The sequence below is a fragment of the Leisingera sp. genome (assembly GCF_034669605.1).
Taxonomy (GTDB): Bacteria; Pseudomonadota; Alphaproteobacteria; order Rhodobacterales; family Rhodobacteraceae; genus Leisingera.
The window spans coordinates 1-22,445 of record NZ_JAXMOX010000030.1 but is presented as its reverse complement, the minus strand read 5'-3'; the positions used below and the strand labels follow the sequence as shown (position 1 = coordinate 22,445).

Sequence of the window (22,445 nt, the reverse complement as noted above, 5' to 3'; positions counted from 1 at the left end):
TTTCCGCTGCAGGGACCCTTGGCAACTCCGGCATCCATATTTACATTTTCCACAGAAACAATTCGGGATTCTGAAATATGGCTCTGCCGCCCAACGTTCATGACGCTGAACCCATTCCCGCAGCTGCCCGTGAGGCCATTGAGGCCCTGATGCAGTCGGGCGATCTGTTCCGCTACACTGCGCCGGAAAACGCACCTGTGACGCTGCTGGAACAGGAGTATGCAGACCTTTTGGGAAGCAAATATGCGCTGGCAGTCTCCTCCTGCTCTGCCGCCTTGTTCCTGTCACTGAAGGCGCTTGGCCTGCCCCGCGATGCACATGTGCTGATCCCCGCTTTCACCTTTGCCGCGGTGCCCTCCTCGGTGGTGCACGCCGACTGCGTGCCGGTTCTGTGCGAGGTGGGCGAAAACTACCGCATCGACATGGCGGATTTTGAGGCCAAACTGGGCGGTGTGCAGGCGGTGATCATCAGCCACATGCGCGGCCACACCTCGGACATGGACGCGATCATGGCGCTCTGCGACGCCCGCGGCATCCCGGTGGTCGAGGACGCGGCCCATTCGCTTGGCACCACCTGGAACGGCCGCAACATCGGCACCATCGGCACGGCGGGCTGTTTTTCCTTCCAGTCCTACAAAATGGTCAACGCCGGCGAAGGCGGCATTCTGATCACCGACGACGCCGACCTGATTGCCCGCGCTGTCATCATGTCCGGCGCTTACGAGCACAATTGGAAAAAACACAAGGGCCCGCATGGTGAAAATGCCCCGGATCTGGAACAGGCTTTCGCCAAGTGGCAGAACCAGCTGCCGCTATATAATCTGCGGATGAGCAATCTGTCCGCTGCCGTGATCCGCCCGCAGCTGCCGGAACTGGCACGCCGGGTGCGCGACGGGCGGGCCAACCATGACTATGTGGCCGCGCGTCTGAATGCCTCCCCTTATTTTGACGTGCCAGCACCGCTTGCCCCTGAACGCCGCGCGCCGGATTCGATCCAGTTCAACCTGGCGGGTCTCAGCGCGGCGCAAACCCGCGCCTTTGCCAGCGCGGCAGAATCCAAGGGAGTCAAAGTGCAGGTCTTCGGCCTCTCCAGCGACAACGCCCGCGCCTTCTGGAACTGGCAGTTCCTGCGCGAACAGCCCGAGCTGCCGCAAACCCGCGCCATGCTGATGAAGGCTTGCGACGTGCGGCTGCCGGTGCGCCTGACCCGTGCCGAGCTGGATGTCATTGCAGATATTCTGCTGGCTGCGGCCAAGGAAACGATGGCCAAGGCAGCCGCCTGAAAAGCACCGGTGCTAGACCACGCAACCGCCCCGGCCCTGTGCCGGGGTTTTTCGTGATTGCAATCCTGGGCTGTGCCGTCCAGTTTGCAGCCATGACTCCGCTTCCCGAATTCGAACGGCGCCCGGCCACAGCCCTGGTGGCAATGGCCAATGCGCTTGGCATGGGCGATCCCGTCAGCGAGGACGCGCTGATGCAGGTCATGCGCGCGGTTTCCGCCAGCAGCGGCGAACGGGCGGCCCTTCTGGCTGCGATCGGAGCCGCAAATGATCCGGAAACCGGAGTCACGGTGGCGGATTTGCTGACCGCCTTTGCCACCCGCGCCGGCGATGCCGAAGCCCAGGTCCAGGATGCGGATCAGGTCATCGGCCAATGGTCGCAGCGGCTCGCCGCCGGCGCGCTGCTGGCCAGCTTCGCCGCCGCCATCGCCGGCACTGTAACCGGCGGGCTGGCCTTTGGCCTTACTCTGCTGTCCTTTTCCGGCTTCATCTTCGCCACCGCCTCCCGCCTCGGGGGACGGGCGCGGCAGCGTCTCAAGGCACAAGAGCGCGAGGCGGCAGAAACCCTGGCCCGCCATGTTCTGCAAGCGGCAAATCACACAAACACTGCGAAGTGATATGGAATTTTCAGCGGTCTATGCCTATATTGGACCCGAAACCGGAGAACAGCATGATTGAAGCCATGGGACTGGAAACTGTCATCGTCAGCGCAATTACTGGGGCCTGCACCCTGTCTTTTGCTGCGAGCGTCTATTTGTTCTATCGTTCCAAACCGCAGCCGGAAACCGGAGATTTGGACGAAATCGTCAGGAACGCGCCTTACCACCGGCTGCACAATATCCTGAAAATCAAACCACGCGCCTGACCGCCGCTTCCGGGGTCTGATCCCCGCCGCAGCGCATGGGCGCAGCAAACCTCACTGATAAAAGAAGCTAAACGAGAATGGCACCGCAACGCGGTGCCAAGCCCGGCTGTGAGGAACAGCCGGAGATTGTTTGCGGCCAGGCGGCTGCCCCGGTGATCAGGACCCCGCGCTGTCAATCGCCTCACTTCATCTTCGACAATTTTTCCTGCAGCTCGGCCAACTGCTTCTTGATGTCGTCCAGGTCCTCGCCGTCTTCGGATTTCTCTTCCCCGGACGCGCCGCCGGTCCAGCCGGCCGCGCCAATTCCGCCGGTCATTGCCTTTAGAAACGCTTCCTGCTGCGCCTTCATCGCTTCGAACCCCGGCATCTTCGCCATCGGGTTCATCGCGCTCATGTTTTCCATCATCTTTGACTGGCTTTCGCGCAGCATATCAAAGGAAGACTGCAGGAACTGCGGCATTACCCCGCCGCCGGGCACCATGTAGCTGCGCACCAGATCGTTCAGCACATTCACCGGCAGCACATTCTCGCCGCGGCTTTCATGCTCAGCAATGATCTGCAACAGATACTGCCGTGTCAGGTCGTCGCCGGTCTTCAGATCAACGATCTGCACCTCGCGGCCTTCCCGGATGAACCCAGCGATATCCTCCAGCGTGACGTAATCGCTGGTCTCGGTGTTATAAAGCCTGCGGCTCGCGTATCGTTTGATCAGCAAGGGTTTGTCCTGTTCTGCCATGTAATCCCTCCCCGGTCATGACGCATTGCAGCAAAGCCTATGCCAGCGCAGAACAAAAGGGAAGCCTCCGCATGTTTTCAGCAACATTTGTTCCTGCCTCCCCTGCAGCGGCTGCAACCAAGACGCGTGGCCACAACCCGGCTCGAGATTTGACAGAGGATCCCGCACCAGAAACGGCATCCTGAACGCGCGGGACATGAAAATCCTGATTCCCGGCGGCACCGGATCCACTGGCACCGCCGTCATCCAAGACCTGGTCCGGCACGGGCATGTGGCTACTGGCCTCAGCCGCCAGGATACCTGGGACCGGAAACTGGCGGCCCTGGGTGCCCGACCCTTGGGCGGCGATCTGCGCCACACCTGCAGTCGGGTCCGCGAGATTGCCCGACGCCATGGCAATGACGCCAGCTATGTTGTGCGCAGCCTGAAGCATATGCTGATCAAATCCGGCGATTGGGCCGAAGGCCCGGCATTGGATCAGCAGATAGACACTGGGAACTGCGCCGGATAACTGGCCGTCGGCCGCAGAAAAACAGCCTCCGCAATGCGCAGTTTTGACTTCAGGACGGGAACTCATGAACAAATACTGAACATTTTGCATTTTAGGTGCGAAAATAGATTCTCAATGTGATATAAATCAGTCAGGGTCTTTTGAGTCTGTGGTAGCGGGAATAATGGCTGACCAAGGGGACAGACAAAGACAAGCTGCTGTACTTATTGCCGATGTGGCTGGGTTTTCCGCGCTGGTTGAAACCGGCGAAGCGGAGGCGGTTGCCGCGGTTCGCAGTCTTGCGGACGACATCGTCGTGCCTGTGGCGCATCAGTATTCAGGTCAGCTTGTCAAAACATTGGGCGACGGTTTTCTGCTGGAGTTCGTAACCTCTGTGCAAGCGGTGAAAGCCGCCTTGCTGATTGCCAAGCGGACCGCTGCCTTGGCTGCCAGCCGCCCGCCGCCCCATCTGCACCTTAGAATGGGAATTCACACAGGCAACGTCATTGCTGCCGGGGGCGATCTGTTCGGCAGCTGTGTCAATATCGCGGCCCGCCTCGAAAGCCTTGCCGGGCCCGGTGAAATCTGCGTGTCCGGCACGGTTCAAGAGCAGGTCCGCGGCAGGATCAATGCCGCCTTTGACGATCTTGGCCTGCAAGTCATCCGCAATATCTCAGACCCGGTGCGGATCTTCCGCATCGCCGAAAACCCGCTGCCCCGCTTTGAAGCCGAAGGCCCCGCCTACGAAGTGTCCATCGCCGTTTTACCCTTTCTGAACAAATCCCCTGGTGCACCCAGAGCAGACAGTCTGGCTGAAACCCTGACCGAAGACGTGACCCTCGGCCTGTCCCGGTTCCGCGATCTGCGTGTCATATCCCGCACCACGGCATTCCGCTTTGCCAGCAGCGCATCAGAAACATCTTTGGCGGCGGTGGAACTCGGCGTCCGCTATTTGGCCGAAGGCACGGTGCGGCAGCGGCCTGGAAAACTGCGGGTTACCGTTTCGCTGGCAGATGGCTGCAGCGGTACGACACTGTTCAGTGAACAATACCATCTGGACGATCAAGCCGGCTTCAGCCGTCAGGACGCTTTGGCGCGGCAGATCACCCAAACCCTGGCCGGACAGCTGCAGGCCACCGCAAAACGCATATCGGCCGAAGTTTTGGCAAGCGGCGGCCCCTGGACGTCAAAGGAACTGGTTCTGCAGGCCAAAGCCCTGATCCTCGACACCCGGGACGCCCTGCATCAGTGCCGGGAGCTGTATCAGACCGCCTGTGCCAGCGACCAGGGGAACCCGTCTGCCTATTCGGGATTGGCGCTCACATATCTGGTGGAATGGATGAGCGGCTGGGGCTTGTCGCCCGAGGACACTCTGGATCAGGCCTTCCCCTATCTGCGCCGGGCAGCCCGTATCGACCCGCTGGACAGCGCCGTGCAACGCCGGCTGGCCATCATGCATCTGTTCAAAGGAGAGTTTTCCCTGGCAGAGGACCATTTCCAGCGCGCCCTTGCCCTGAACCCGAACGACACTGAAGCGATGGCCTTCCACGGCCTGTCCTATGTGTACCTGGGCCAGCCTGAGAAGGCCCTTGCCGAATTGGACCAAGCTTCTGACCGCAACCCGTTCCATCCAACTTACTTTCACTGGTTCAGGGGGCTGGCGCTCTACATGTGCCGGGAATACCTGCCAGGCATTTCAGAAGTGAACAAGGCTGTCGGGCTGTTTCCCGGTTTTCCGGCCCCGCACCGCCACTTGGCTGCCTGCTATGCGCAATTGGGAGACAGGGCAGCGGCGGCGCGGCAATGCGGGCGCATCCTTGGCCTCGAGCCGGAGTTTTCGGTCGCCCGCATCAGCAAAACCCTTCCCTTCGTCAGAGCCGCAGATCTGGAGCATTACTGCGACGGGCTGCGGCGGGCCGGACTGCCGGACTGATCTCTGAACAGCAAAAAGGCAGGCCTTGCGGCCTGCCTTTTCTCACAGTCCGGCTCCGTCAGGGAGGAGAGCCAGGGCCGGTCCGTGGTCGATCTTACTTTGCAGCAGCAGAAGCTTTTTTCGCTGCGGAGGTCACTTCGTCGGTGGCCTTCTTCACAGCTGCGGTGGCTTCTTCGCCCATGTCTTTGCCGGCAGCCATCACCAGTTCGACGGTTTCCATCTGGACCTTCTTGGCGATCTCAGCAAAGGCAGCCATGTTTTCAGCAGCCACTTCAGCGGAAGCGGAGGCGAAATCGGTTGCGGCTTTGGCATAGTCGGCCGGGTCGGCTTTGACTTTGGACACATCGCCCAGCTTGGAGATGGTGTCTTTGGTCCACTTGTTCGAGATCTCAGCGGATTTGCCGGCAGCGTCCAGCGCAACGGCGGACAGCTTCTCGTTCAGGGCTGCGGTGTTCTTGAAAACGTCTTCCATCGCTTTGGTGTCAACCGGGAAGGCGCCCATGAAGTCTTTCATCATCGCGGTGAAGTCTTGGGTCTTTGCCATAGTTCTAATTCCTCAGAAAGCTGCAGCAGGACCATCCTGCGCTCTTAGCATGAGAAGAATATGCTTTCTGCGGTGCAGCATTTCAAGGTTTTTCATGCTGCGGTGCAGAAAAAAATCGCAAATCCCGTGAAATCAACGGTTTGCCTTGACCCTGACATAGGACCCGGGGGCAGGCATCAAAGAGGGATACCCCGAATCCCCGGCTTCGCGGGCGGGAACCTGCTTGCCCGACCGCTTCTTCAGCCAATCATTCCAGCGCGGCCACCAGGAGCCCTGGTGGTATTCCGCCCCCTCCATCCAGGCTTCGCTGTCACCTTTCAGATCTGTATTGGTGTAATGGCCGTACTTCTTCTTGCTGGGCGGGTTGACGATACCCGCGATATGGCCGGACTCCGACACGATGAAACTTTTGCTGCGCGACCCCATCTGCTGCACCCCCCGGTAGCAGTCCTTCCAGCGGGCGATATGGTCTGTCTCGCAGGTAATCGACATCAGCGGCACATCCACATCCCTGATATGCAGCTTGTGGCCCATCAGCTCGAATCCGTCGCGGACAAATTCATTGTTCTGGCACAGGCCCCGCAGATACTGAACCGCCATCCGGCCCGGCAGGTTGGCGCCATCGCCGTTCCAATACAGCAGATCAAAGGCCGGCGGCGTCTCGCCCATCATGTAGCTTTTGACGGCGGGGCCATAGATCAGATCCTTGGAGCGCAGGAACGACATGGTCCGTGCAATCACCCAGGAGCGCAGCAGCCCATCCTCTTCCACCTGCGCCTCGATCCCGTCAACGAAATCATTCTGCAGGAACGGCGTGAACTCGCCCTGATCACCGAAATCGGTCAGCGTGGTAAAGAAGGTCGCTGATTTCACCGATTTATCGCCGCGCTGCTTCAACAGCGACAATGTCAGGCTCAGCGTGGTGCCGGCGATGCAGTAGCCGACAGCGTTCACCTGCTTGACCTTGCAGATCTCCTTGACCGTTTCAATCGCGGTCAGGATGCCCTCCTGCATGTAGTCTTCCATCCCCACCTCGGCATGGCTGGCATCCGCATTGACCCAGGAGACGACAAACAGGGTATAGCCCTGCTCGGTCACCCATTTGATCATGCTGTTCTGCGCCTTCAGGTCGAGGATGTAGAACTTGTTGATCCAGGGCGGGAACAGGACAATCGGAGTCTCGTGCACGGTTTCCGTCGCGGGTTTGTACTGGATCAGCTCCATCATCCGGTTGCGGTAGACCACATCGCCAGGCGTGGTGGCGATATTGCCGCCCAGCTCAAAGGCGCTCTCGTCCGCCAGCCGCACCACCAGTTCGCCATTGTTGGCTTCCAGATCGGTGACCAGGTTCTCCAGCCCGTCGATCAGCGACTGGCCTTCGGTCGCAACAGCCTTTTCCAGCGCATCCGGGTTGGTGGGCAGAAAATTGGTCGGCGACATCATCTCGATGATCTGGTCGGCAAAATACGTCAGGCGCTGCTTGTCCTTGCCGTCCAATTCGCCCGCATCCTGCACCGCTTTGCGGATCGCATCGGCGTTGGTCATGTATTGCTGCTTCACAAAATTGAAGTACGGGCTGCTTTCCCACAGCGGATTCGAAAAACGGCGGTCCGCGGGGCCGCCGTCATCGGTGCTGTCCAATTGTCCGGCCAGGGCCTTCTGAGCTTCGGCGAAATTCAGCACCGATTTGCTCCAGTACCCGATCTGCTGCTCCAGGATCTTGGCGGGGTTTTGCATCGCCTCTGTCCAATAGGCGGTTGCTGCGCGTGCATAAAGCTCTCGATTCGGACCATCCAAAGCGGGGTTATGCGGGACCTTCCGGGACATGACATCGGCGAGACGCTTGCTCAGCTCCTCAACGCGGCTCATGTTTTCCTTAAGTTTTTCAATGCTCTCGGAATTGGCCACTGCGGAAAATTCGTCACTAGTTGTCATATAAATGAATCCCTCATAGGCTTTCTGCTATGCAGAATACTCTTCTGCATTTTTCAGGGCAAAGCGGCGATTGGTCCAATGTTCCGGATTTGATGGTCCGATGACGCAGGGGCAAAGCCCGAAGGAGACACGCATGCGATACATGATGACCTACGATCTGATGGAGACAGTCCGGAACACCAACCAATGGCTGGGCGCCACCGCGCTCTCCATGGCATCTTACCCGGTCTTTTCCGCCTTGCCAAACCCTGCTCTCAGCTGGATGGCCGCCTGGGGTGAAGTAACGGAACGTACTTACCAGCGAATGGTGGTGAAACCGGACTGGGGCATCCGCACTTTCACCTGCGAAGACGGCAAGGACCATCTGGTGGACATCACCACTGTGGTCGAACGGCCCTTTGGCGATCTGATCCATTTCAAGGTCAACGGACGCGAAGAACAGCCGCGCAAGGTGCTGCTGGTTGCCCCGATGTCCGGCCATTACGCCACCCTCCTGCGGTCCACCGTCAAAAGCTTGATCGTCAATTGTGAAGTCTACGTGACAGACTGGCACAACGCCCGCGACATTCCTGTTTCCGCGGGGAAATTCGATGTCGAGGACTATACGCTTTACCTCGTCGACTTCATGCGCGAACTGGGGCCTGACACCCATGTTGTCGCGGTGTGCCAGCCGGTTCCCTTGACCCTCGCCGCCACCGCCTATCTGGCCGAGCAGGACCCCAAGGCGCAACCGTCATCCTTGACGCTGATCGGCGGCCCGGTGGATCCGGACGCCACCCCGACCGAGGTCACCGATTTCGGCCGCCGCGTCACCATGGGCCAGCTGGAGGAAACCATGATCCAGCGGGTCGGCTACAAAAACAAAGGCGTCGGCCGCAAAGTTTATCCGGGCCTGTTGCAGCTGGCCTCCTTCATGTCGATGAACGGCGAGCGCCATTCCAGGGCCTTCATGGACCAGATCCAGCGCGTGTCCCGCGGCGAGGCGTCGGATCATGACGCCCACAACCGGTTCTATGACGAATATCTGGCTGTCATGGACATGACCGCAGAATTCTACCTGTCCACTGTCGAGCGCGTCTTCAAGCGACGCGAGATCGCCCGCAACGAATTCATTGTGAATGGCCACAAGGTCGACATCGGCAAGATCACCAATGTGGCGGTAAAAACTGTCGAAGGCGCCAAGGATGATATCTCTGCCCCCGGCCAATGCGTCGCCGCGCTGGATCTGTGCACCGGCCTGCCTGACAGCATGAAAGCCAGCCACCTGGAGCCGGGCGCGGGCCACTATGGCATTTTTGCCGGCCGCAGCTGGCGCGACAACATCCGCCCGCTGGTGATCGATTTCATGAACACCAACAGCCGCCGGAAACCGGGCCACACGCCTGCGAACAAGAACGCGGCTGCCTGACAGAATGGGGGACGGGCTGGCGTTTTCCTGCAATTGCGGGGCCTTGCGCGGCGACGTGTCAGCGCAGGGCATCAAAGGCGGCACCCGTGTTGCCTGCTATTGCGCCGACTGCCGCGCCAATGAGCTGCACCACGGCCGGCCCGACCCGGCGCCGGATCAGGTGGATCTGTTCCAGCTGGCGCCGGACAGCATCACCATCACCCAGGGCGCCGCGCATCTGAAAGCGCTGCGCCTGGGACCGCGCGGGCCGTTGCGCTGGTACGCATCCTGCTGCGGCACGCCCTTTGCAAACACGCTGGCCAAGCCCACCCTGCCCTTTGCCGGGATGCGGGCAGACCTGTTCCAGGACAAATCCGCACTTGGCAAAATCCGCGCCAAGGCCTTCCTCCCCGTTGCCGGCAAACAGACCCGGACCAAGGGCGGCGGGGTCTTGGCCTGGGGCATTCTCAGCCGGATGATCACGTCGCGCCTGTCCGGCCGCTGGAGGAAAACGCCGTTCTTCGATGCGGCCACCGGCAGGCCGGTGGCCGAGCCCGAATTGCTCAGCAAAGACCAGCGCGCAAAACTTTACTCTTAGGACACCGGCACAGCCAGCCAGTGCAGCAGCGCCCGGTTCACGGCGTCGGGCTGCTCCAGCACCGGCAAATGCCCGGCCCCGGCGATCACCTGCAGCTGCGCATCCGGGATCAGTTGCGCCAGCACCCGCAGCTTGGCGACCGGGGTGATCGTGTCATGCTCCCCCGCCAAAACAAGCGCCGGCACATGCACCCGCCGCATCGTCGCCTGCTGATCCAGCCGCCGCTGCAGCGCGCGGGACTGCGCCACAAACATCTGCGGCCCCAGTTCCATCCCCATTTGGCAGAACAGGTTGTGGATGTCCAGCCGGCCCGGCCCCGGCGCCAGCGCCTCCAGCGGCAGCGTCTCACGCAGCACATCCATCAGCCGTCCGGTCCGGGCTGCTATGATATGCGGTTCCCGGTCAGCGGCCTGCTGCGGCGTTTCCGCCAGCGGGCCCGCGCCCATTATGCACAGCCGGCTGATCCGTTCAGGTGCGCGGCGCAGCAGCTCCATCGCCACGATCCCGCCCAGCGACACGCCTGCCAGGGCAAACCGGGGCGGCAAATGAGCCAGCATCCGGGCGGCAATCCTTTCCACCGTGTCGCCGCCTGCCAGCGGCAGCACCATCACGGGCATACTGCCGGAAAAACTCCTGACCTGAGCGTCAAAGATCCGGCCGTCGCACATTATCCCCGGCAGCAGAACCAAAGGTTCCCGGCACGGTTGCTGGTCATAAGGCATATGCTGCCCTCGCGGTTTGCCTGCCACCCGTTGCCTCAACTCTGCGGAGAACAGCCCCCGGGAGCAAGAAAAACTTCCCGGCTGCGCGGATTTAGAAAGCTGCTGCCGCCGCGGTGCCTCGCCTAGTAGCCGTTCCAGCAAAAGGCGCCATTGCCGGCCAGTTTTGAAAACGGGTTGAAAGCGATTTCCCAGATGTGCCCGTCCGGGCTGCGGAAATAGCCGTGATGCCCGCCCCAGAACACATCCTGCGCAGGCTTCAGCACCGCGGCGCCAGCCGCCTCTGCTGCCGCCAGCAGCGCAGCCACATCCTCCTTGCTGCGGGTGTTGTGGCTCAGCGTCACCGCACCGGTGCCCAGCTCCGCTTCTGCAAGACCGGTCTCAGCCGCCAGCGCCGCCAGCGGATACAGCCCCAACGTCTGCGAGATCAGATCAAAGGCAATCACCCCGTCCGGGCTTTCCGCACGCTGCCATCCCAGTGCTTCGTAAAAGGCAGCCGCCCTTTCCATATCCGGCACACCCAGCGTAATCAGGCTTACTCTCTGTTCCATCAGTCAATCCCATGCCTCTGCAACCACATCCACAGCGCCGCCGCGGCACCCTGCCGCCGGTCCGGCAAAATCATTTCATCATCCAGACTGCCCTATGCGCAGAACCCGCCGCATCAAACCCCGCCCAGAACGTCCAGAACGGCGTCTTCGATCATTGTCAGGCAAGCCTGATCCGAGAACCGGTGGTCGGCATCCTTGACCAGGGTCAGCCGCATGTCGACGCAGACCGCATGATCCAGCAGCCGCAGCGCGGTCCCGGTTGACACTGCGGTATCCGCCGTTCCCTGCAGGCAACGGACCTTGAAGGGCAGGAGCAACGGCGCGCGCAGCACCAGCCGCAGGCGCCCGTCTTCGATCATCCGCTTGGAGACATGATAGGGCTCCATGTAGTCGCTGGGCAGTTCCACATAGCCTTGCGCCTCCAGCTCGGCCTTCTGCGTGTCGGTAAAATTGGCCCAGTACCCGTCCTCGGTGAAATCCGGCGCCGCCGCGATGGTGACCATCCCCTTGATCCGCTCCGGCACCTCCCGCGCCAGCAGCAGCGCCTGCCAGCCGCCCATCGACGACCCCACCGGGACGATCTCCCCATCGGTCAGATGGGCCACCGCCTCCAGCGTGTCCTCGTGCCAGTCGCCGATGCAGCCTTCCTCGAACATGCCCGAACTTTCGCCATGGCCGGAATAATCGAACCGCAGAAAGGCCTGACCGCGCGCCTTGGCCCAGGCTTCCAGATGCACCGCCTTGGTGCCCTCCATGTCGGATTTCAGCCCGCCCAGGAACACCACGCACGGCCCCTGCCCGTCGCTCTTGTGATAGGCAATCCGGCGGCCCTGAGCGGTCTCGAGGAAAGATGTGGCGGGCATGTCGTTGGTCTCCTGTCCTTTTTCCTGAAATGTGGCATGACGGCGCCTGCCCCGCAAGCGCCGGCACTCCCTGCTTGCAAGCCCCCCGCCTGCCTCCTTATGGTCCGCAAAAATTTTCAAGGGACCCAGGGCATGTTCAGACTCATCAAAGGCGCTGTGATCGCCGCCGCCATTTTGGCCGTGGCCCTCGCCACCGCCTGGGCGGCTCTGGCGCTGTGGTACCGGCTGCCCTTCGGCACGATACCGCGCGGCCTGCTGGCAGGCGGGTTTACCCTGCTCGGCCTTGCCGTCATCGCCGGTCTGCTCCGCAGGCGTGCCTTGCGGGCGCTGACCACATTCACCCTGGCACTGGCCGCGGTGATCCTGTGGTGGTCCACCCTCGCGCCGCCTTCCGAACGCAACTGGTCCCCCGACGTGGCCCGCCAGGTCACCGGCCAGGTTGACGGCGACATGCTCACACTTACGGATGTGCGCAACTTTTCCTGGCAGACGCCCGAAGCCTACAGCGAACGCTGGGAGACCCGCAGCTATGACCTGACCGCGCTCGACACAGTGGATCTGTTCATGTCCTATTGGGCCGGGCCGCAAATGGCGCATATGATCGTCAGCTTCGGCTTTGACAACGGCGATCACATCGCCTGGTCGGTTGAGGTGCGGCGCCAGTCCGGCGGCGGCTTCTCTCCCATTGCCGACCTGTTCAAGACCAACACCCTGGTGATCCTGGCCGCCGATGAACGCGACGTGATCGGAACCCGCACCAACGCCCGCGGCGAAGACGTGCAGCTGTTCCGTATCGGCGTCAGCCCCGAGACCGCCCGCGCCCTGCTGTTGCAATATGTCGACGCCGCCAACAGCCTTGCCGTCCGGCCGGAGTGGTACAATTCGCTCACCACAAATTGCACCACCGTGGTGATGACAATGATCCGCGCCTTTGCGGACGAAGTGCCGCTGGACTGGCGGGTGCTGGCCAATGGCTACCTGCCGGACTACGCATGGGAACAAGGCGTGCTCGACCAGACCCGCACAATCGGCGAGCTGCGCGCCTTGGGCAGCATTTCCCCGATCGCCCGGGCCCACGGCGTGACCCCGGACTATTCCGCCGTGATTCGCCAAGGCATCCCCGCCTTCGCATCGAACTGATCCGGCTTCTTTCCGGTCCAAAATACTCCGCGGAGCGCGAGGGGCCGGCCCCTCGCCTCTTTTCTGTTTGCAGCTGCGTTCAAAAACCCCCGATGGGCGTGGTCACGAAACGCCCGCAGCCGGGCTGGAAACGGTCTTCCGAGTGCTCAAGCGCCCAAGCAGTTCCTGTATCCGGCTCAAGGTCTCTCCAACCCGCAGCGCCTTTTCGCCGCTCGGCCCGCCCTCGACATGCGCGCAATGCTCATAAGACAGGTGGCGCTGCGACAGGATCTTCTGTGACTGGCAAAGCGCGGTTTCTATCAGGTCCACATCCTCAACCGTCAGGTCAAAGTTCGGGTTCGGGCGGGTCATCGGAACACTCCTCCGGGTATGTCCATAGGATCAAATCTTCTGACCACCCTGCCCCAAGCCGTTTTGCATTGCAATATTTTTTTGTTACTTTTCAACTGCTTACCTGTATACACATATGTGCAATCGCATGCACAGGCACACAATGGAAAATTCAGGGGCAATTACAGCGGCATGCAAACCCGTCTTGACTTGCCCCCGCTTTGACCGCAAAACGCGCGGACCAAACACATACCCGCAACCGGGCGTTCTGTGGGCGCCAAACCGACGAGGAGCAGCCAGACAATGGCCCAAATCTCTCTCACCTTCCCCGATGGCAATGCACGGTCCTATGACGCAGGCGTAACCCCTGCGCAGGTGGCCTCCGGCATTTCCACCTCGCTGGCCAAAAAAGCCATTTCCGCCACCGTCAACGATCAGCACTGGGACCTGCAGTGGCCCATTGAAGGCGACGCCACTATTGCCATCCACACCATGAAGGACGAGGCCCAGGCCAACGAGCTGATCCGCCACGACCTGGCGCATGTGATGGCGCGCGCGGTGCAGGAAATCTGGCCCGACACCAAAGTCACCATCGGCCCGGTGATTGAAAACGGCTGGTACTACGACTTTGACCGGGCTGAGCCCTTCACCCCCGAAGACCTCGGCGCAATCGAGAAAAAGATGAAGGACATCATCAACAAGCGTGATGAGGTCCGCACCGAGGTGTGGGAGCGCACCCGCGCGATCCAGCATTACACCGACTTGGGCGAGCCTTATAAGGTCGAGCTGATCGAAAGCATTCCCGGCGATGAGCCGCTGCGGATGTATTGGCACGGCGATTGGCAGGATCTCTGCCGCGGCCCGCATCTTCAGCACACCGGCCAGCTGCCGGGCGATGCCTTCAAGCTGATGTCGATTGCCGGCGCCTACTGGCGCGGCGACAGCTCCCGCGCCATGCTGCAGCGGATCTACGGCGTTGCCTTCACCGGCAAGGAAAAGCTGAAGGCGCACCTCACCATGCTGGAAGAGGCCGCCAAGCGCGACCACCGCAAACTGGGCCGCGAGATGGACCTGTTTCACATGCAGGAAGAGGCACCGGGGCAGATCTTCTGGCACCCGAACGGCTGGAAGATCTACACCCAGCTGCAGGACTACATGCGCCGCCAGCAGGACCGCGGCGGCTATGTCGAGGTGAACACCCCGCAGGTTGTCGACCGCAAGCTGTGGGAGGCCTCGGGCCACTGGGAGAAATACCAGGAGAACATGTTCATCGTCGAGGTCGACGAGGAGCACGCCCGCGAAAAGGCCGTGAACGCGCTGAAGCCGATGAACTGCCCCTGCCACGTGCAGATCTTCAACCAGGGCCTCAAGTCCTACCGCGACCTGCCGCTGCGGATGGCCGAATTCGGCTCCTGCAACCGCTATGAACCCTCGGGCGCGCTGCACGGCATCATGCGGGTCCGCGGCTTCACCCAGGACGACGCGCATATTTTCTGCGCCGAAGACCAGATCGAGGCGGAAACCAAGAAGTTCATCGACTTCCTGTCCACCATCTACAAGGACCTCGGCTTCGAGAAGTTTTCGGTCAAATTCTCCGACCGTCCGGAAAAACGCTCCGGCTCGGACGAGGTCTGGGACAAATCCGAGGCGGCCCTGAAGGCGGCAACCGAGGCCGCGGGCTGCGCCTATGAGCTGAACCCCGGCGAAGGCGCCTTCTACGGCCCCAAGCTGGAATTCGTGCTGACCGACGCTATCGGCCGCGACTGGCAGTGCGGCACCCTGCAGGTGGACTTCGTGCTGCCCGAGCGGCTGGATGCGACCTACATCGGCGCGGACGGCGCCAAGCACCGCCCTGTGATGCTGCACCGCGCAACGCTCGGCTCCTTCGAGCGCTTCATCGGCATCCTGATCGAAGAGCACGCAGGCAAGCTGCCGTTCTGGCTGGCGCCGCGGCAGGTGGTTGTCGCCTCGATCACCTCCGAGGCGGATGACTATGTGCAGGAGGTCGTCGCGGAACTGAAACAGGCAGGCGTGCGCGCCGAGGCCGACATCCGCAACGAAAAGATCAACTACAAGGTCCGGGAGCATTCGGTCGGCAAGGTGCCGGTCATCCTCGCCGTCGGCCACCGCGAGGTGGAGGAGCGCACCGTCTCCGTCCGCCGTCTTGGCGAAAAGCAGACCAAGGTCGACTCCCTGGAAAATGTTACAAAGGCGCTGGCGGCGGAAGCAACCCCGCCGGACCTTCTGTAACATTTCCCCGAAAGATCAGCTTCAGCGGCCCCCATTCGGGGGCCGTTTTGTTTCAAACGCCGGCAAAAGTCCCTGAAACCAACGCTCTATGCAGTGGTCCGCCCTCACATAGCCTGACGCCGGCGTGAGACACGGGGTCGTGACTTAAATTCCCGGAAACCGCGGGTTAGGCTTTGCCTGTCATCACGACACCGCATGTTAACCCGAAAGGAATTCACGAGATGTCGAATACTGCAAAATCCCTGGCCGTCGCCGGCGCCGTCGCCGCCGCTCTGACCGCTGCTTCGACCATGCCCGCTGCCGCCGCCACCAAGGAAAAATGCTACGGCGTTTCGCTGGCTGGCCAGAACGACTGTGCGGCCGGCCCCGGCACCACCTGCGCGGGCACCTCGACCACCGACTATCAGGGCAACGCCTGGACCTTGGTTGACGCAGGCACCTGCACTGGCCTTGAACTGCCGGCCATGGCTGACGGCACCGAGCGCAAAGGCTCGCTGGAGCCGCTGGAGCGCGACCAGCCGGCATAAGCGCCGCTTGAATTCGGGGGCGGGAGTGTGAGTTCCCTCCCCTTTTGCCTCCGGACACAGGACTTGCCATGCTTGACGCCGCATCACATGACAGGCTGCCCGCCGCCGCCGGCGTTGGCTACAAGCCGCAGCATTTCACCCGGGTCACTGCGGATCCGGGCGCTGTCAAATGGTTGGAAATCCACGCCGAAAACTACATGGGGGACGGCGGACGCCCGCTAGCGCAGCTGCGCCGCCTTGCCGAAAGTTTTGCCATGTCGGTGCATGGCGTCGGCCTGTCCATCGGCGGCGAAGACCCGCTGGATGCCGGCCACCTCTCCCGGCTCAAACACCTGGTTGGCTGGCTGAACCCCGCCAGTTTCTCCGAGCATCTGGCCTGGTCCACGCATGACAGCCGCTTTTACAACGACCTGCTGCCGCTGCCCTATACGGACGCCAGCCTGCAGCGGATCTGCGATCACATCGACCAATTGCAGGACACCATCGGACGGCCGATGCTGCTGGAAAATCCCTCCAGCTATCTCGCCTTTGCCGAAAGCACCTGGTCCGAGCCGGCATTCCTGGCCGAGATCTCCCGCCGCACCGGCTGCGGGCTGCTGTTGGACGTGAACAACGTCTTTGTCTCAGCCACCAACCTTGATTTCTCGCCGCAGGGCTACATCGACGCCTTCCCGCTGGAGAAAGTGGGTGAAATCCACCTTGGCGGCCATGACGAGGATGAAGACGAGCACGGCCGCCCCCTGCTGATCGACAGCCACGGCCGCGCGGTGGTGGATCCGGTCTGGGCGCTGCTGGATTACACCCTCGCCCAATCCGGACCCAAGCCGGTTCTGGTCGAATGGGACAACGACGTGCCGGACTGGCCCACCCTGGAGGCCGAAGCCGCCCGCGCCGCAGCCGCGCTGGAGCGCATCCCCGCATGACTGTGTCCCAAACAGACTTCACCCGCGCCATGATGGATGCGGACCTGCCGGTTCCGGACGGTCTGACCGATCATCACGCCCGGCCCGCCGGGCGCCGCTTCAGCGTCTACCGCAACAATATCGCCGTGTCGCTGACCGAAGCGATGCACAGCGCCTTTCCGGTGATTGCCAGGCTTCTGGGCAAGCAGAACATGGACGGGCTGGCAGGGCTGTATCTGCGCCGGCACCCGCCGTCATCGCCGCTGATGATGTTCTACGGCAAGCACTTCCCGGAATTCCTGGAGGGCATGGAACAGCTCAAGCACCTCGGCTACCTTGGCGATGTGGCCCGTTTGGAACTGGCCCTGCGCCGCGCCTATCACGCCGCCGACGCAGCCCCCATCCCGCCCGAGGCGCTTGGCGCCTTGCCGCCGGACGCGCTGATGAACACCCGGCTGCAGCTGGCCCCGGCGGTGCAGGTGCTGCGTTCGCCCTGGCCGGTCCATGGCCTCTGGCGCTACAACACCGAAGACGGCGCACCCAAGCCGCAGGCACAGGCCCAGGATGTGCTGATCACCCGCCCCGAATACGATCCCATTCCCCAGGTCCTGCCGCCCGCCGGCGCAACCTGGATCCGTGCCCTGATGACGGGCGCCAGCATCGGCCAGGCATTGGACCAGGCCGCCGCCGAAAACGAAACATTCGACCTGGGTGCCACGCTGGCCCTGCTGTTGCAGGGCGGCGCGATAACCGGACTGGACAGCAAAGGGTAAGACCATGCACGCACTTGTCACCATTCACAACGCCGTTTTCGGCCTGGTGGAACGGGCCGGAGAGCGGCTGATGCCGCTGGCCGCCCGCTTTGTCTTCGCGTCAACGCTGCTGCTGTATTTCTGGAACTCCGGCCTGACCAAGCTGGGCGACGGTTTCTCCGGCCTGTTCAGCCCCTCGATCGGTGCCTACAGCCAGATCTTCCCGAAACAGCTGGAGGCTGCGGGCTATGATGTCTCGCAATTCGGCCTGTTGCAGAAACTGGTGGTGCTTGCAGGCACCTACGCCGAGTTTATCCTGCCGCTGATGATCGTGATCGGCCTGGCCACGCGCCTGGCGTCCTTCGGCATGATCGGCTTTATCATCGTTCAATCCCTCACCGATGTCGTCGGCCACGGCGCCACAGACATCAAGACGCTCGGCGCCCTTTTCGACCGCTTCCCGGATGCTGCGATCCTGGATCAGCGCCTGCTGTGGATCTTTGTGCTGACCTATCTGATGGTAAAAGGCGCAGGCGCCCTGTCGGTGGATGCTCTACTGCGCCGCCGGATGGAACCGGCAATCGCCTGACCCGGCCGCCCCGGCAAGGGAAAGGCGCCCTGCCCCCGGCAGCGGCGCCTTTTTCAGCGCCGCGCGGCGTGCCTCAGAAATGCGCTTTGGGCTCATCCGGCTGGCCGGCCGCCAGCGCCATCAGCCCAGCCGCGGCGGCAAAGCTCAGCGGGAAGATCGTAAACACATTGAGACCGAACCCCGCATACATGCCCGCAGCCGATCCCAGCAACAGGATCCCGCCCCACAATGCCCGCGCCCGCGCCATCGCACCGCCGGTGATCGCCAGAAGCGGCGCCAGCACCGCCAGCAGCCGTAGCTGTTCCACATTATCGACCTGTTCAGCCAGCCCTTCGACCTCGCCGAAATGCTCCACCGCCGCGGTGTAGCCATAGCCGAAAAAGCCCACGATCATACCAAAAACACCGGCGATGATCCCCAAAACCAGGGCGGCGTTGCGCATAGTGACTCTCCCAAAACGTCCGCTACCGACATAGGCAGCTGTTCAAGTTCCGCCAAGAGCCGCCTGTGTGTTCTGATCCCAACCCAGGAATAATTCCCCGTCGCGGTCGATCAGCGGCCGCTTCATCAGCGCCGGATGCTCGCGCAGCAGCGCCAGCGGCGCGCTTGCCCGCTCCTGCTCGCTCAGACCACGCCAGGTGGTTGACCGCGTATTGACCAGCTTGGCGCCGAATTGCGCATGGGCCGCCTCTAGCAGCCCCTCTGGCATGCCATCGGCACGAATGTCCACCAGAGTCGAATTTTCAATCTTCTTCAGCGCCTTACGGCAGGTATCGCAGTTTTTCAGCCCATAGATCTTCATAAATCCTCCATCCTCTCCGCGGAACGCACACAATTTATGGTGGAATGCGCCGGTTTTTCTTGATTTTCGAACAGCCCGTGTAAAACTCAAAGTTGTCTGGCCATGACTCACTCGCTTCAGACAACGGGACGGGCCGGATGTCTTGGGAAGCCTCAAGGCGACGTGCAAACTAGAAGGAGACGCGGGAAATGCCAAGTGGCACCGTGAAGTGGTTCAACACCACCAAAGGGTATGGGTTTATTGAACCCGATCAAGGCGGCAAGGATGTGTTTGTGCACATTTCCGCGGTGGAACGGTCGGGCCTGGCCGGTCTCGCCGACAACATGAAAGTCGGCTACGAGCTGTCCGAAGGCCGCGATGGCCGCCAAATGGCTGCAGAGCTTAAAGAGCTTTGATTTATTGATCTGCACTGCGCCCGGGATCAGACTGGGCGCAGGCAAAGAAAGCCCGTCAGCCCCGCCGCAGATACTCAGCCATCACACAGGCCGGATCGCTTTCGCGCAGCACCGTTTCGCCGGCCTTGCTCCACTCCTCTTCCGGGAAATCCGGGAAATAGGCGTCCGCATCCTCAACCGTCAGATTTACCTCGGTGATCAGCAGCCGGTCCGCCATCTCCAGCATGCCGCGGTAAATGCCTTCGCCGCCGATGCCATAGACCCGGCGGTAGCCTTGCGCATAAGCCTCCTGCACTGCCGCCCCGATTGACGGCAGCACGATCCCGGCCGCCTGCGGATTGGACGACACCACCAGATTCAGGCGGTTTTTCAACGGCTTCACCGGCAGGCTGTCCCAGGTGTTGCGGCCCATGATGATGGCGCCGCCCAGCGTTTCGCGCTGAAACGCTTTCAGATCCTCTGGCGCGAACCATGGGATATCATTGTCCTTGCCAATGGCGCCGTTGCGCGCCCGCGCAGCGATCAGAGTAATCATGAGTGTCTTCCTTGCTTGTCAAACCGCAACATCGGCCTTTATGTGCGGATGCGGATCGTAACCTTCGACTTCGAAGTCCTCAATCCGGTAGTCGTCAATACTCTCCGCACGTTTGGCCAGCGATATCTTCGGCAACGCCCGAGGTTCACGCCCCAGCTGCTCACGCGCTTGATCGAAATGGTTGCGGTAGAGGTGCACATCCCCTCCGACCCAGACCAATTCGCCGGGGCGCAGGCCCGCTTGCTGCGCAAGCATCAGCTGCAACGCAGTAGCCCCGACATAGTTGAAGGCGGCGCCCAGCAGCAAATCGACCGATCTCTGGAACAAAAGGCAGTTCAAACGCCCGTCGGAGGTCACATGGTACTGATAGACCATATGGCAGGGCGGCAGCGCCATCTCTCCCAGTTCCGCAACGTTCCAGCCGTGAAAGAGCAGACGCCGGCTCGCAGGGGTTTCGCGCAGCGCGCGGATCAGCGTCCCAATCTGGTCATGTTCGCGGCCGTCGGACCCCATCCAGCGCCGCCACTGCTTGCCGTACACGGGGCCAAGCTCACCCCATTGCGCTGCGAATCCGTCGTCCTCGACAATCCTGCGCTCGAATTCCGCTTGCGTGACGCCGTCCCCGGTCTCGCGGCGATAGGCCGCCAGCGGCCAGTCCGTCCAGATCCGGACGTTCTCCCGCAGCAGGGGCTGAATATTGGTTCCCCCTGTCAGGAACCATAGCATTTCCTTGATCGCGGTTTTCCAGTAGACGCGCTTGGTCGTCAGAATAGGCGCCGTGCCATCCGACAAATCAAAGCGCACCATGGCGCCGAACAGCGAGCGGGTACCGACGCCCGTTCTGTCAACCCGCTCGTCCCCGTATTCCAGGACCCGTTCGATCAGATCCAGGTACTGATACTCCGGATGCCGCATGCCTCTGCCTCCACAATTTTTGCCAACAACAGAAACCTGCGTGGCAGCCCGTTTCAATCATAATGAATAACGCGTGCCGGGTCATAGCGCATTCTACCGCCACAGCGCTCCCGGACAGTTTTAACACGTGATTTCGGCCCGCAGGCCGCAACCGCGGAAACTGGCGCCATTGATGGCCATTGATCAGCTCCGGACCGCCGTTCCCCTTCGCCCGGGGGGGGCTCAAAAGGCCCCCGCGGCCCGGAATGCGGCAGCGCCGGCCGGGATCCTGATGCATGGCTGTTCTCCATGACTTTCACCATGGCTTCCACCGAAAATTCACGCCCCGGCATAACGTCTGCGCCGCCGGGCGCCAAGCTCTAAAAGCAGCTCTGCGCCACCTTCTCGATACCACATCTGCCCGGCCGGCCTGAAATGAAAACCACATGCAGGTAGCGCATCCGCCACGGTTGCGTCCAAATGCCGTCCGCTCAATTGACAATGACCCTGCCCGCACCGAATGTGGCGCTAAACGATAATACATATTGAGGTAGAGGCAGATGAGGCGCTATTGGCTGGGGCTCGCGGTTGTCACCGCGCTGTCCGCATGCAGCGGGGGCAACCCCTTCGAGACCGAAGACGACACCGGCACGGATCCCGGAACGGATCCCGATCCCGGCACGCCGATCAGCCGCGACGGGATTCCTCCTGGAACCGCTTCCCCGACACCGGACCAGGCCATCTTCCGGTCTGAACCGACAGCGGCGGACGGCGGCGAACTCGGCGACGGCTATGCTTCCGGTATCGTGTACAACGCCGGTGATGATACTTTTACGGTCGACAACCTCGGCTTTGACGGTGACAACACCTATGCCCGCGGATCCGCCGTCAGCAGCCTCGGCCCCTTTGCAGTCTATGAGGCCGACGCGCAGTTCCCCGATATCGTTGATGGCGAAATCATCAACCAGTTCACCCACCGTGCGATTTACGGCGTCAGCAGCTCTGGCAACAGCCAGTTTGCGATTGTGCGCACCGGCGCCTATGTCGACTACGGCTTCGGCGGCTTTGTATACCAGCGCGACAACAGCGTCACCCTGCCGGATAGCGGACAGGCGATCTATCAGGGTTCCATTGCAGGTGTTCGCGATTTCAAAGGCTCAGGCGGTCTCGAATACACCACCGGCGACATCGAAATCGCGATCGACTTTGATGACTTCAACGGCAGCACCGGCCAGCGCGGCGATGCAATTGCGGGCACGATCTCCAACCGTTTGATCTTTGACACCAACGGCACCCATATCACCAGTCAGGTCCTGAACCGCATCAATGCTGAAAACTCCCTCAGCCTGAATGAAATCCCGACCCTGACCTTTGACGTCGGGCCGGGCAATCTGGATGACAACGGGGAAATCCTTGGCACATTGAACA

Annotated in this window: 26 protein-coding genes; 15 read left to right on the top strand and 11 right to left on the bottom strand. The window is 61.6% G+C overall.

Annotated elements, in window-relative coordinates; translation table 11 throughout:
* Window positions 1-77 precede the first annotated feature (77 nt).
* From VOI29_RS05790 to VOI29_RS05780, 3 genes are all read left to right on the top strand, one after another.
* The gene (locus tag VOI29_RS05790; protein WP_323776691.1) at window positions 78-1,283 is read left to right on the top strand and encodes a DegT/DnrJ/EryC1/StrS family aminotransferase; all 1,206 of its coding nucleotides are present in this window, start codon (window positions 78-80) and stop codon (window positions 1,281-1,283) included.
* Window positions 1,284-1,375: 92 nt separating this feature from the next.
* Window positions 1,376-1,897: a hypothetical protein gene (locus VOI29_RS05785; RefSeq protein ID WP_323776689.1), complete on the top strand. Its 522-nt coding sequence runs from the start codon at window positions 1,376-1,378 to the stop codon at window positions 1,895-1,897.
* Window positions 1,898-1,950: 53 nt separating this feature from the next.
* Window positions 1,951-2,145 carry a hypothetical protein gene (locus tag VOI29_RS05780; protein ID WP_024089577.1) on the top strand — a complete coding sequence of 65 codons (195 nt, stop codon included), beginning with the start codon at window positions 1,951-1,953 and terminating at the stop codon, window positions 2,143-2,145.
* Window positions 2,146-2,326: 181 nt separating this feature from the next.
* Here the strand turns inward: VOI29_RS05780 and phaR are convergent, their stop codons facing one another.
* Entirely contained in the window at window positions 2,327-2,881 is a 555-nt protein-coding gene (phaR, locus tag VOI29_RS05775) for a polyhydroxyalkanoate synthesis repressor PhaR (protein WP_323776687.1), read from the bottom strand.
* A gap of 196 nt (window positions 2,882-3,077) precedes the next feature.
* Between phaR and VOI29_RS05770 the strand changes: the two genes are divergently transcribed.
* Together VOI29_RS05770 and VOI29_RS05765 are read left to right on the top strand one after the other, a co-directional pair.
* On the top strand, window positions 3,078-3,392 hold the full coding sequence (locus VOI29_RS05770; protein ID WP_323776685.1) for a hypothetical protein: 315 nt from the start codon (window positions 3,078-3,080) through the stop codon (window positions 3,390-3,392).
* 163 nt (window positions 3,393-3,555) lie between these two features.
* Window positions 3,556-5,304: an adenylate/guanylate cyclase domain-containing protein gene (locus VOI29_RS05765; RefSeq protein ID WP_323776684.1), complete on the top strand. Its 1,749-nt coding sequence runs from the start codon at window positions 3,556-3,558 to the stop codon at window positions 5,302-5,304.
* Between the two features lie 94 nt (window positions 5,305-5,398).
* Here VOI29_RS05765 and VOI29_RS05760 read toward each other — a convergent pair whose 3' ends face one another.
* Both VOI29_RS05760 and VOI29_RS05755 read right to left on the bottom strand, forming a co-directional pair.
* Window positions 5,399-5,848 (bottom strand): phasin family protein, encoded by a 450-nt coding sequence (locus VOI29_RS05760; protein WP_323776683.1) that lies wholly within the window; start codon window positions 5,846-5,848, stop codon window positions 5,399-5,401.
* Window positions 5,849-5,980: 132 nt separating this feature from the next.
* The gene (locus tag VOI29_RS05755; protein ID WP_323776681.1) at window positions 5,981-7,783 is read right to left on the bottom strand and encodes a class I poly(R)-hydroxyalkanoic acid synthase; all 1,803 of its coding nucleotides are present in this window, start codon (window positions 7,781-7,783) and stop codon (window positions 5,981-5,983) included.
* 133 nt (window positions 7,784-7,916) lie between these two features.
* On the opposite strand from VOI29_RS05755, the gene phaZ reads away from it, so the two are divergent.
* Both phaZ and VOI29_RS05745 read left to right on the top strand, forming a co-directional pair.
* Window positions 7,917-9,191, top strand: coding sequence for a polyhydroxyalkanoate depolymerase (gene phaZ / locus VOI29_RS05750; protein WP_323776679.1), 1,275 nt, complete (start codon window positions 7,917-7,919; stop codon window positions 9,189-9,191).
* Between the two features lie 4 nt (window positions 9,192-9,195).
* The gene (locus VOI29_RS05745) at window positions 9,196-9,768 is read left to right on the top strand and encodes a DUF6151 family protein (RefSeq protein ID WP_323776677.1); all 573 of its coding nucleotides are present in this window, start codon (window positions 9,196-9,198) and stop codon (window positions 9,766-9,768) included.
* Here VOI29_RS05745 and VOI29_RS05740 read toward each other — a convergent pair.
* The 3 genes from VOI29_RS05740 to VOI29_RS05730 all read right to left on the bottom strand — a co-directional run bounded on the left by VOI29_RS05740 (window position 9,765) and on the right by VOI29_RS05730 (window position 11,901).
* A complete protein-coding gene (locus VOI29_RS05740; RefSeq protein WP_323776676.1) occupies window positions 9,765-10,385 on the bottom strand; it encodes an alpha/beta fold hydrolase in 621 nt (206 codons plus the stop codon). The two genes, VOI29_RS05745 and VOI29_RS05740, sit on opposite strands and share 4 nt — an antisense overlap.
* Window positions 10,386-10,612: 227 nt before the next feature.
* The gene (locus tag VOI29_RS05735; protein ID WP_323776674.1) at window positions 10,613-11,038 is read right to left on the bottom strand and encodes a VOC family protein; all 426 of its coding nucleotides are present in this window, start codon (window positions 11,036-11,038) and stop codon (window positions 10,613-10,615) included.
* Window positions 11,039-11,151: 113 nt separating this feature from the next.
* Complete coding sequence (locus VOI29_RS05730; RefSeq protein WP_323776672.1) at window positions 11,152-11,901, bottom strand: alpha/beta hydrolase; 750 nt, start codon at window positions 11,899-11,901, stop codon at window positions 11,152-11,154.
* A 132-nt stretch (window positions 11,902-12,033) separates the two neighbouring features.
* Here VOI29_RS05730 and VOI29_RS05725 point away from each other — a divergent pair, with 132 nt between their 5' ends.
* On the top strand, window positions 12,034-13,041 hold the full coding sequence (locus VOI29_RS05725) for a DUF4105 domain-containing protein (protein ID WP_323776671.1): 1,008 nt from the start codon (window positions 12,034-12,036) through the stop codon (window positions 13,039-13,041).
* A 102-nt stretch (window positions 13,042-13,143) separates the two neighbouring features.
* Here VOI29_RS05725 and VOI29_RS05720 read toward each other — a convergent pair whose 3' ends face one another.
* Window positions 13,144-13,392, bottom strand: a complete 249-nt coding sequence (locus VOI29_RS05720) for a hypothetical protein (protein ID WP_323776670.1) — start codon at window positions 13,390-13,392, stop codon at window positions 13,144-13,146.
* Between the two features lie 282 nt (window positions 13,393-13,674).
* Here VOI29_RS05720 and thrS point away from each other — a divergent pair, with 282 nt between their 5' ends.
* The 5 genes from thrS to VOI29_RS05695 all read left to right on the top strand — a co-directional run bounded on the left by thrS (window position 13,675) and on the right by VOI29_RS05695 (window position 18,391).
* Entirely contained in the window at window positions 13,675-15,621 is a 1,947-nt protein-coding gene (gene thrS / locus VOI29_RS05715) for a threonine--tRNA ligase (protein WP_323776669.1), read from the top strand.
* 221 nt (window positions 15,622-15,842) lie between these two features.
* Window positions 15,843-16,148: a DUF2282 domain-containing protein gene (locus VOI29_RS05710; RefSeq protein ID WP_024089563.1), complete on the top strand. Its 306-nt coding sequence runs from the start codon at window positions 15,843-15,845 to the stop codon at window positions 16,146-16,148.
* Between the two features lie 68 nt (window positions 16,149-16,216).
* The gene (locus VOI29_RS05705; protein ID WP_323776667.1) at window positions 16,217-17,071 is read left to right on the top strand and encodes a DUF692 domain-containing protein; all 855 of its coding nucleotides are present in this window, start codon (window positions 16,217-16,219) and stop codon (window positions 17,069-17,071) included.
* Entirely contained in the window at window positions 17,068-17,823 is a 756-nt protein-coding gene (locus tag VOI29_RS05700; protein ID WP_323776666.1) for a DNA-binding domain-containing protein, read from the top strand. The genes VOI29_RS05705 and VOI29_RS05700 overlap by 4 nt, the downstream gene beginning before the upstream one ends.
* Window positions 17,824-17,827: 4 nt before the next feature.
* Window positions 17,828-18,391: a DoxX family protein gene (locus tag VOI29_RS05695; protein ID WP_323776664.1), complete on the top strand. Its 564-nt coding sequence runs from the start codon at window positions 17,828-17,830 to the stop codon at window positions 18,389-18,391.
* A 73-nt stretch (window positions 18,392-18,464) separates the two neighbouring features.
* On the opposite strand, the gene VOI29_RS05690 is transcribed toward VOI29_RS05695, so the two are convergent.
* On the bottom strand, window positions 18,465-18,833 hold the full coding sequence (locus tag VOI29_RS05690) for a hypothetical protein (RefSeq protein ID WP_323776663.1): 369 nt from the start codon (window positions 18,831-18,833) through the stop codon (window positions 18,465-18,467).
* A gap of 42 nt (window positions 18,834-18,875) precedes the next feature.
* Window positions 18,876-19,193: an ArsC/Spx/MgsR family protein gene (locus VOI29_RS05685; RefSeq protein ID WP_323776662.1), complete on the bottom strand. Its 318-nt coding sequence runs from the start codon at window positions 19,191-19,193 to the stop codon at window positions 18,876-18,878.
* Between the two features lie 188 nt (window positions 19,194-19,381).
* Between VOI29_RS05685 and VOI29_RS05680 the strand changes: the two genes are divergently transcribed.
* The gene (locus tag VOI29_RS05680) at window positions 19,382-19,588 is read left to right on the top strand and encodes a cold-shock protein (protein WP_323776660.1); all 207 of its coding nucleotides are present in this window, start codon (window positions 19,382-19,384) and stop codon (window positions 19,586-19,588) included.
* A gap of 55 nt (window positions 19,589-19,643) precedes the next feature.
* Here the strand turns inward: VOI29_RS05680 and VOI29_RS05675 are convergent, their stop codons facing one another.
* Window positions 19,644-20,123 (bottom strand): dihydrofolate reductase, encoded by a 480-nt coding sequence (locus tag VOI29_RS05675; RefSeq protein WP_323776658.1) that lies wholly within the window; start codon window positions 20,121-20,123, stop codon window positions 19,644-19,646.
* 18 nt (window positions 20,124-20,141) lie between these two features.
* On the bottom strand, window positions 20,142-21,038 hold the full coding sequence (locus tag VOI29_RS05670; protein ID WP_323776656.1) for a thymidylate synthase: 897 nt from the start codon (window positions 21,036-21,038) through the stop codon (window positions 20,142-20,144).
* 539 nt (window positions 21,039-21,577) lie between these two features.
* Between VOI29_RS05670 and VOI29_RS05665 the strand changes: the two genes are divergently transcribed.
* Window positions 21,578-22,445, top strand: an 868-nt coding sequence (locus VOI29_RS05665; RefSeq protein ID WP_323776654.1) for a hypothetical protein, incomplete at its 3' end; no start/stop codon positions are given.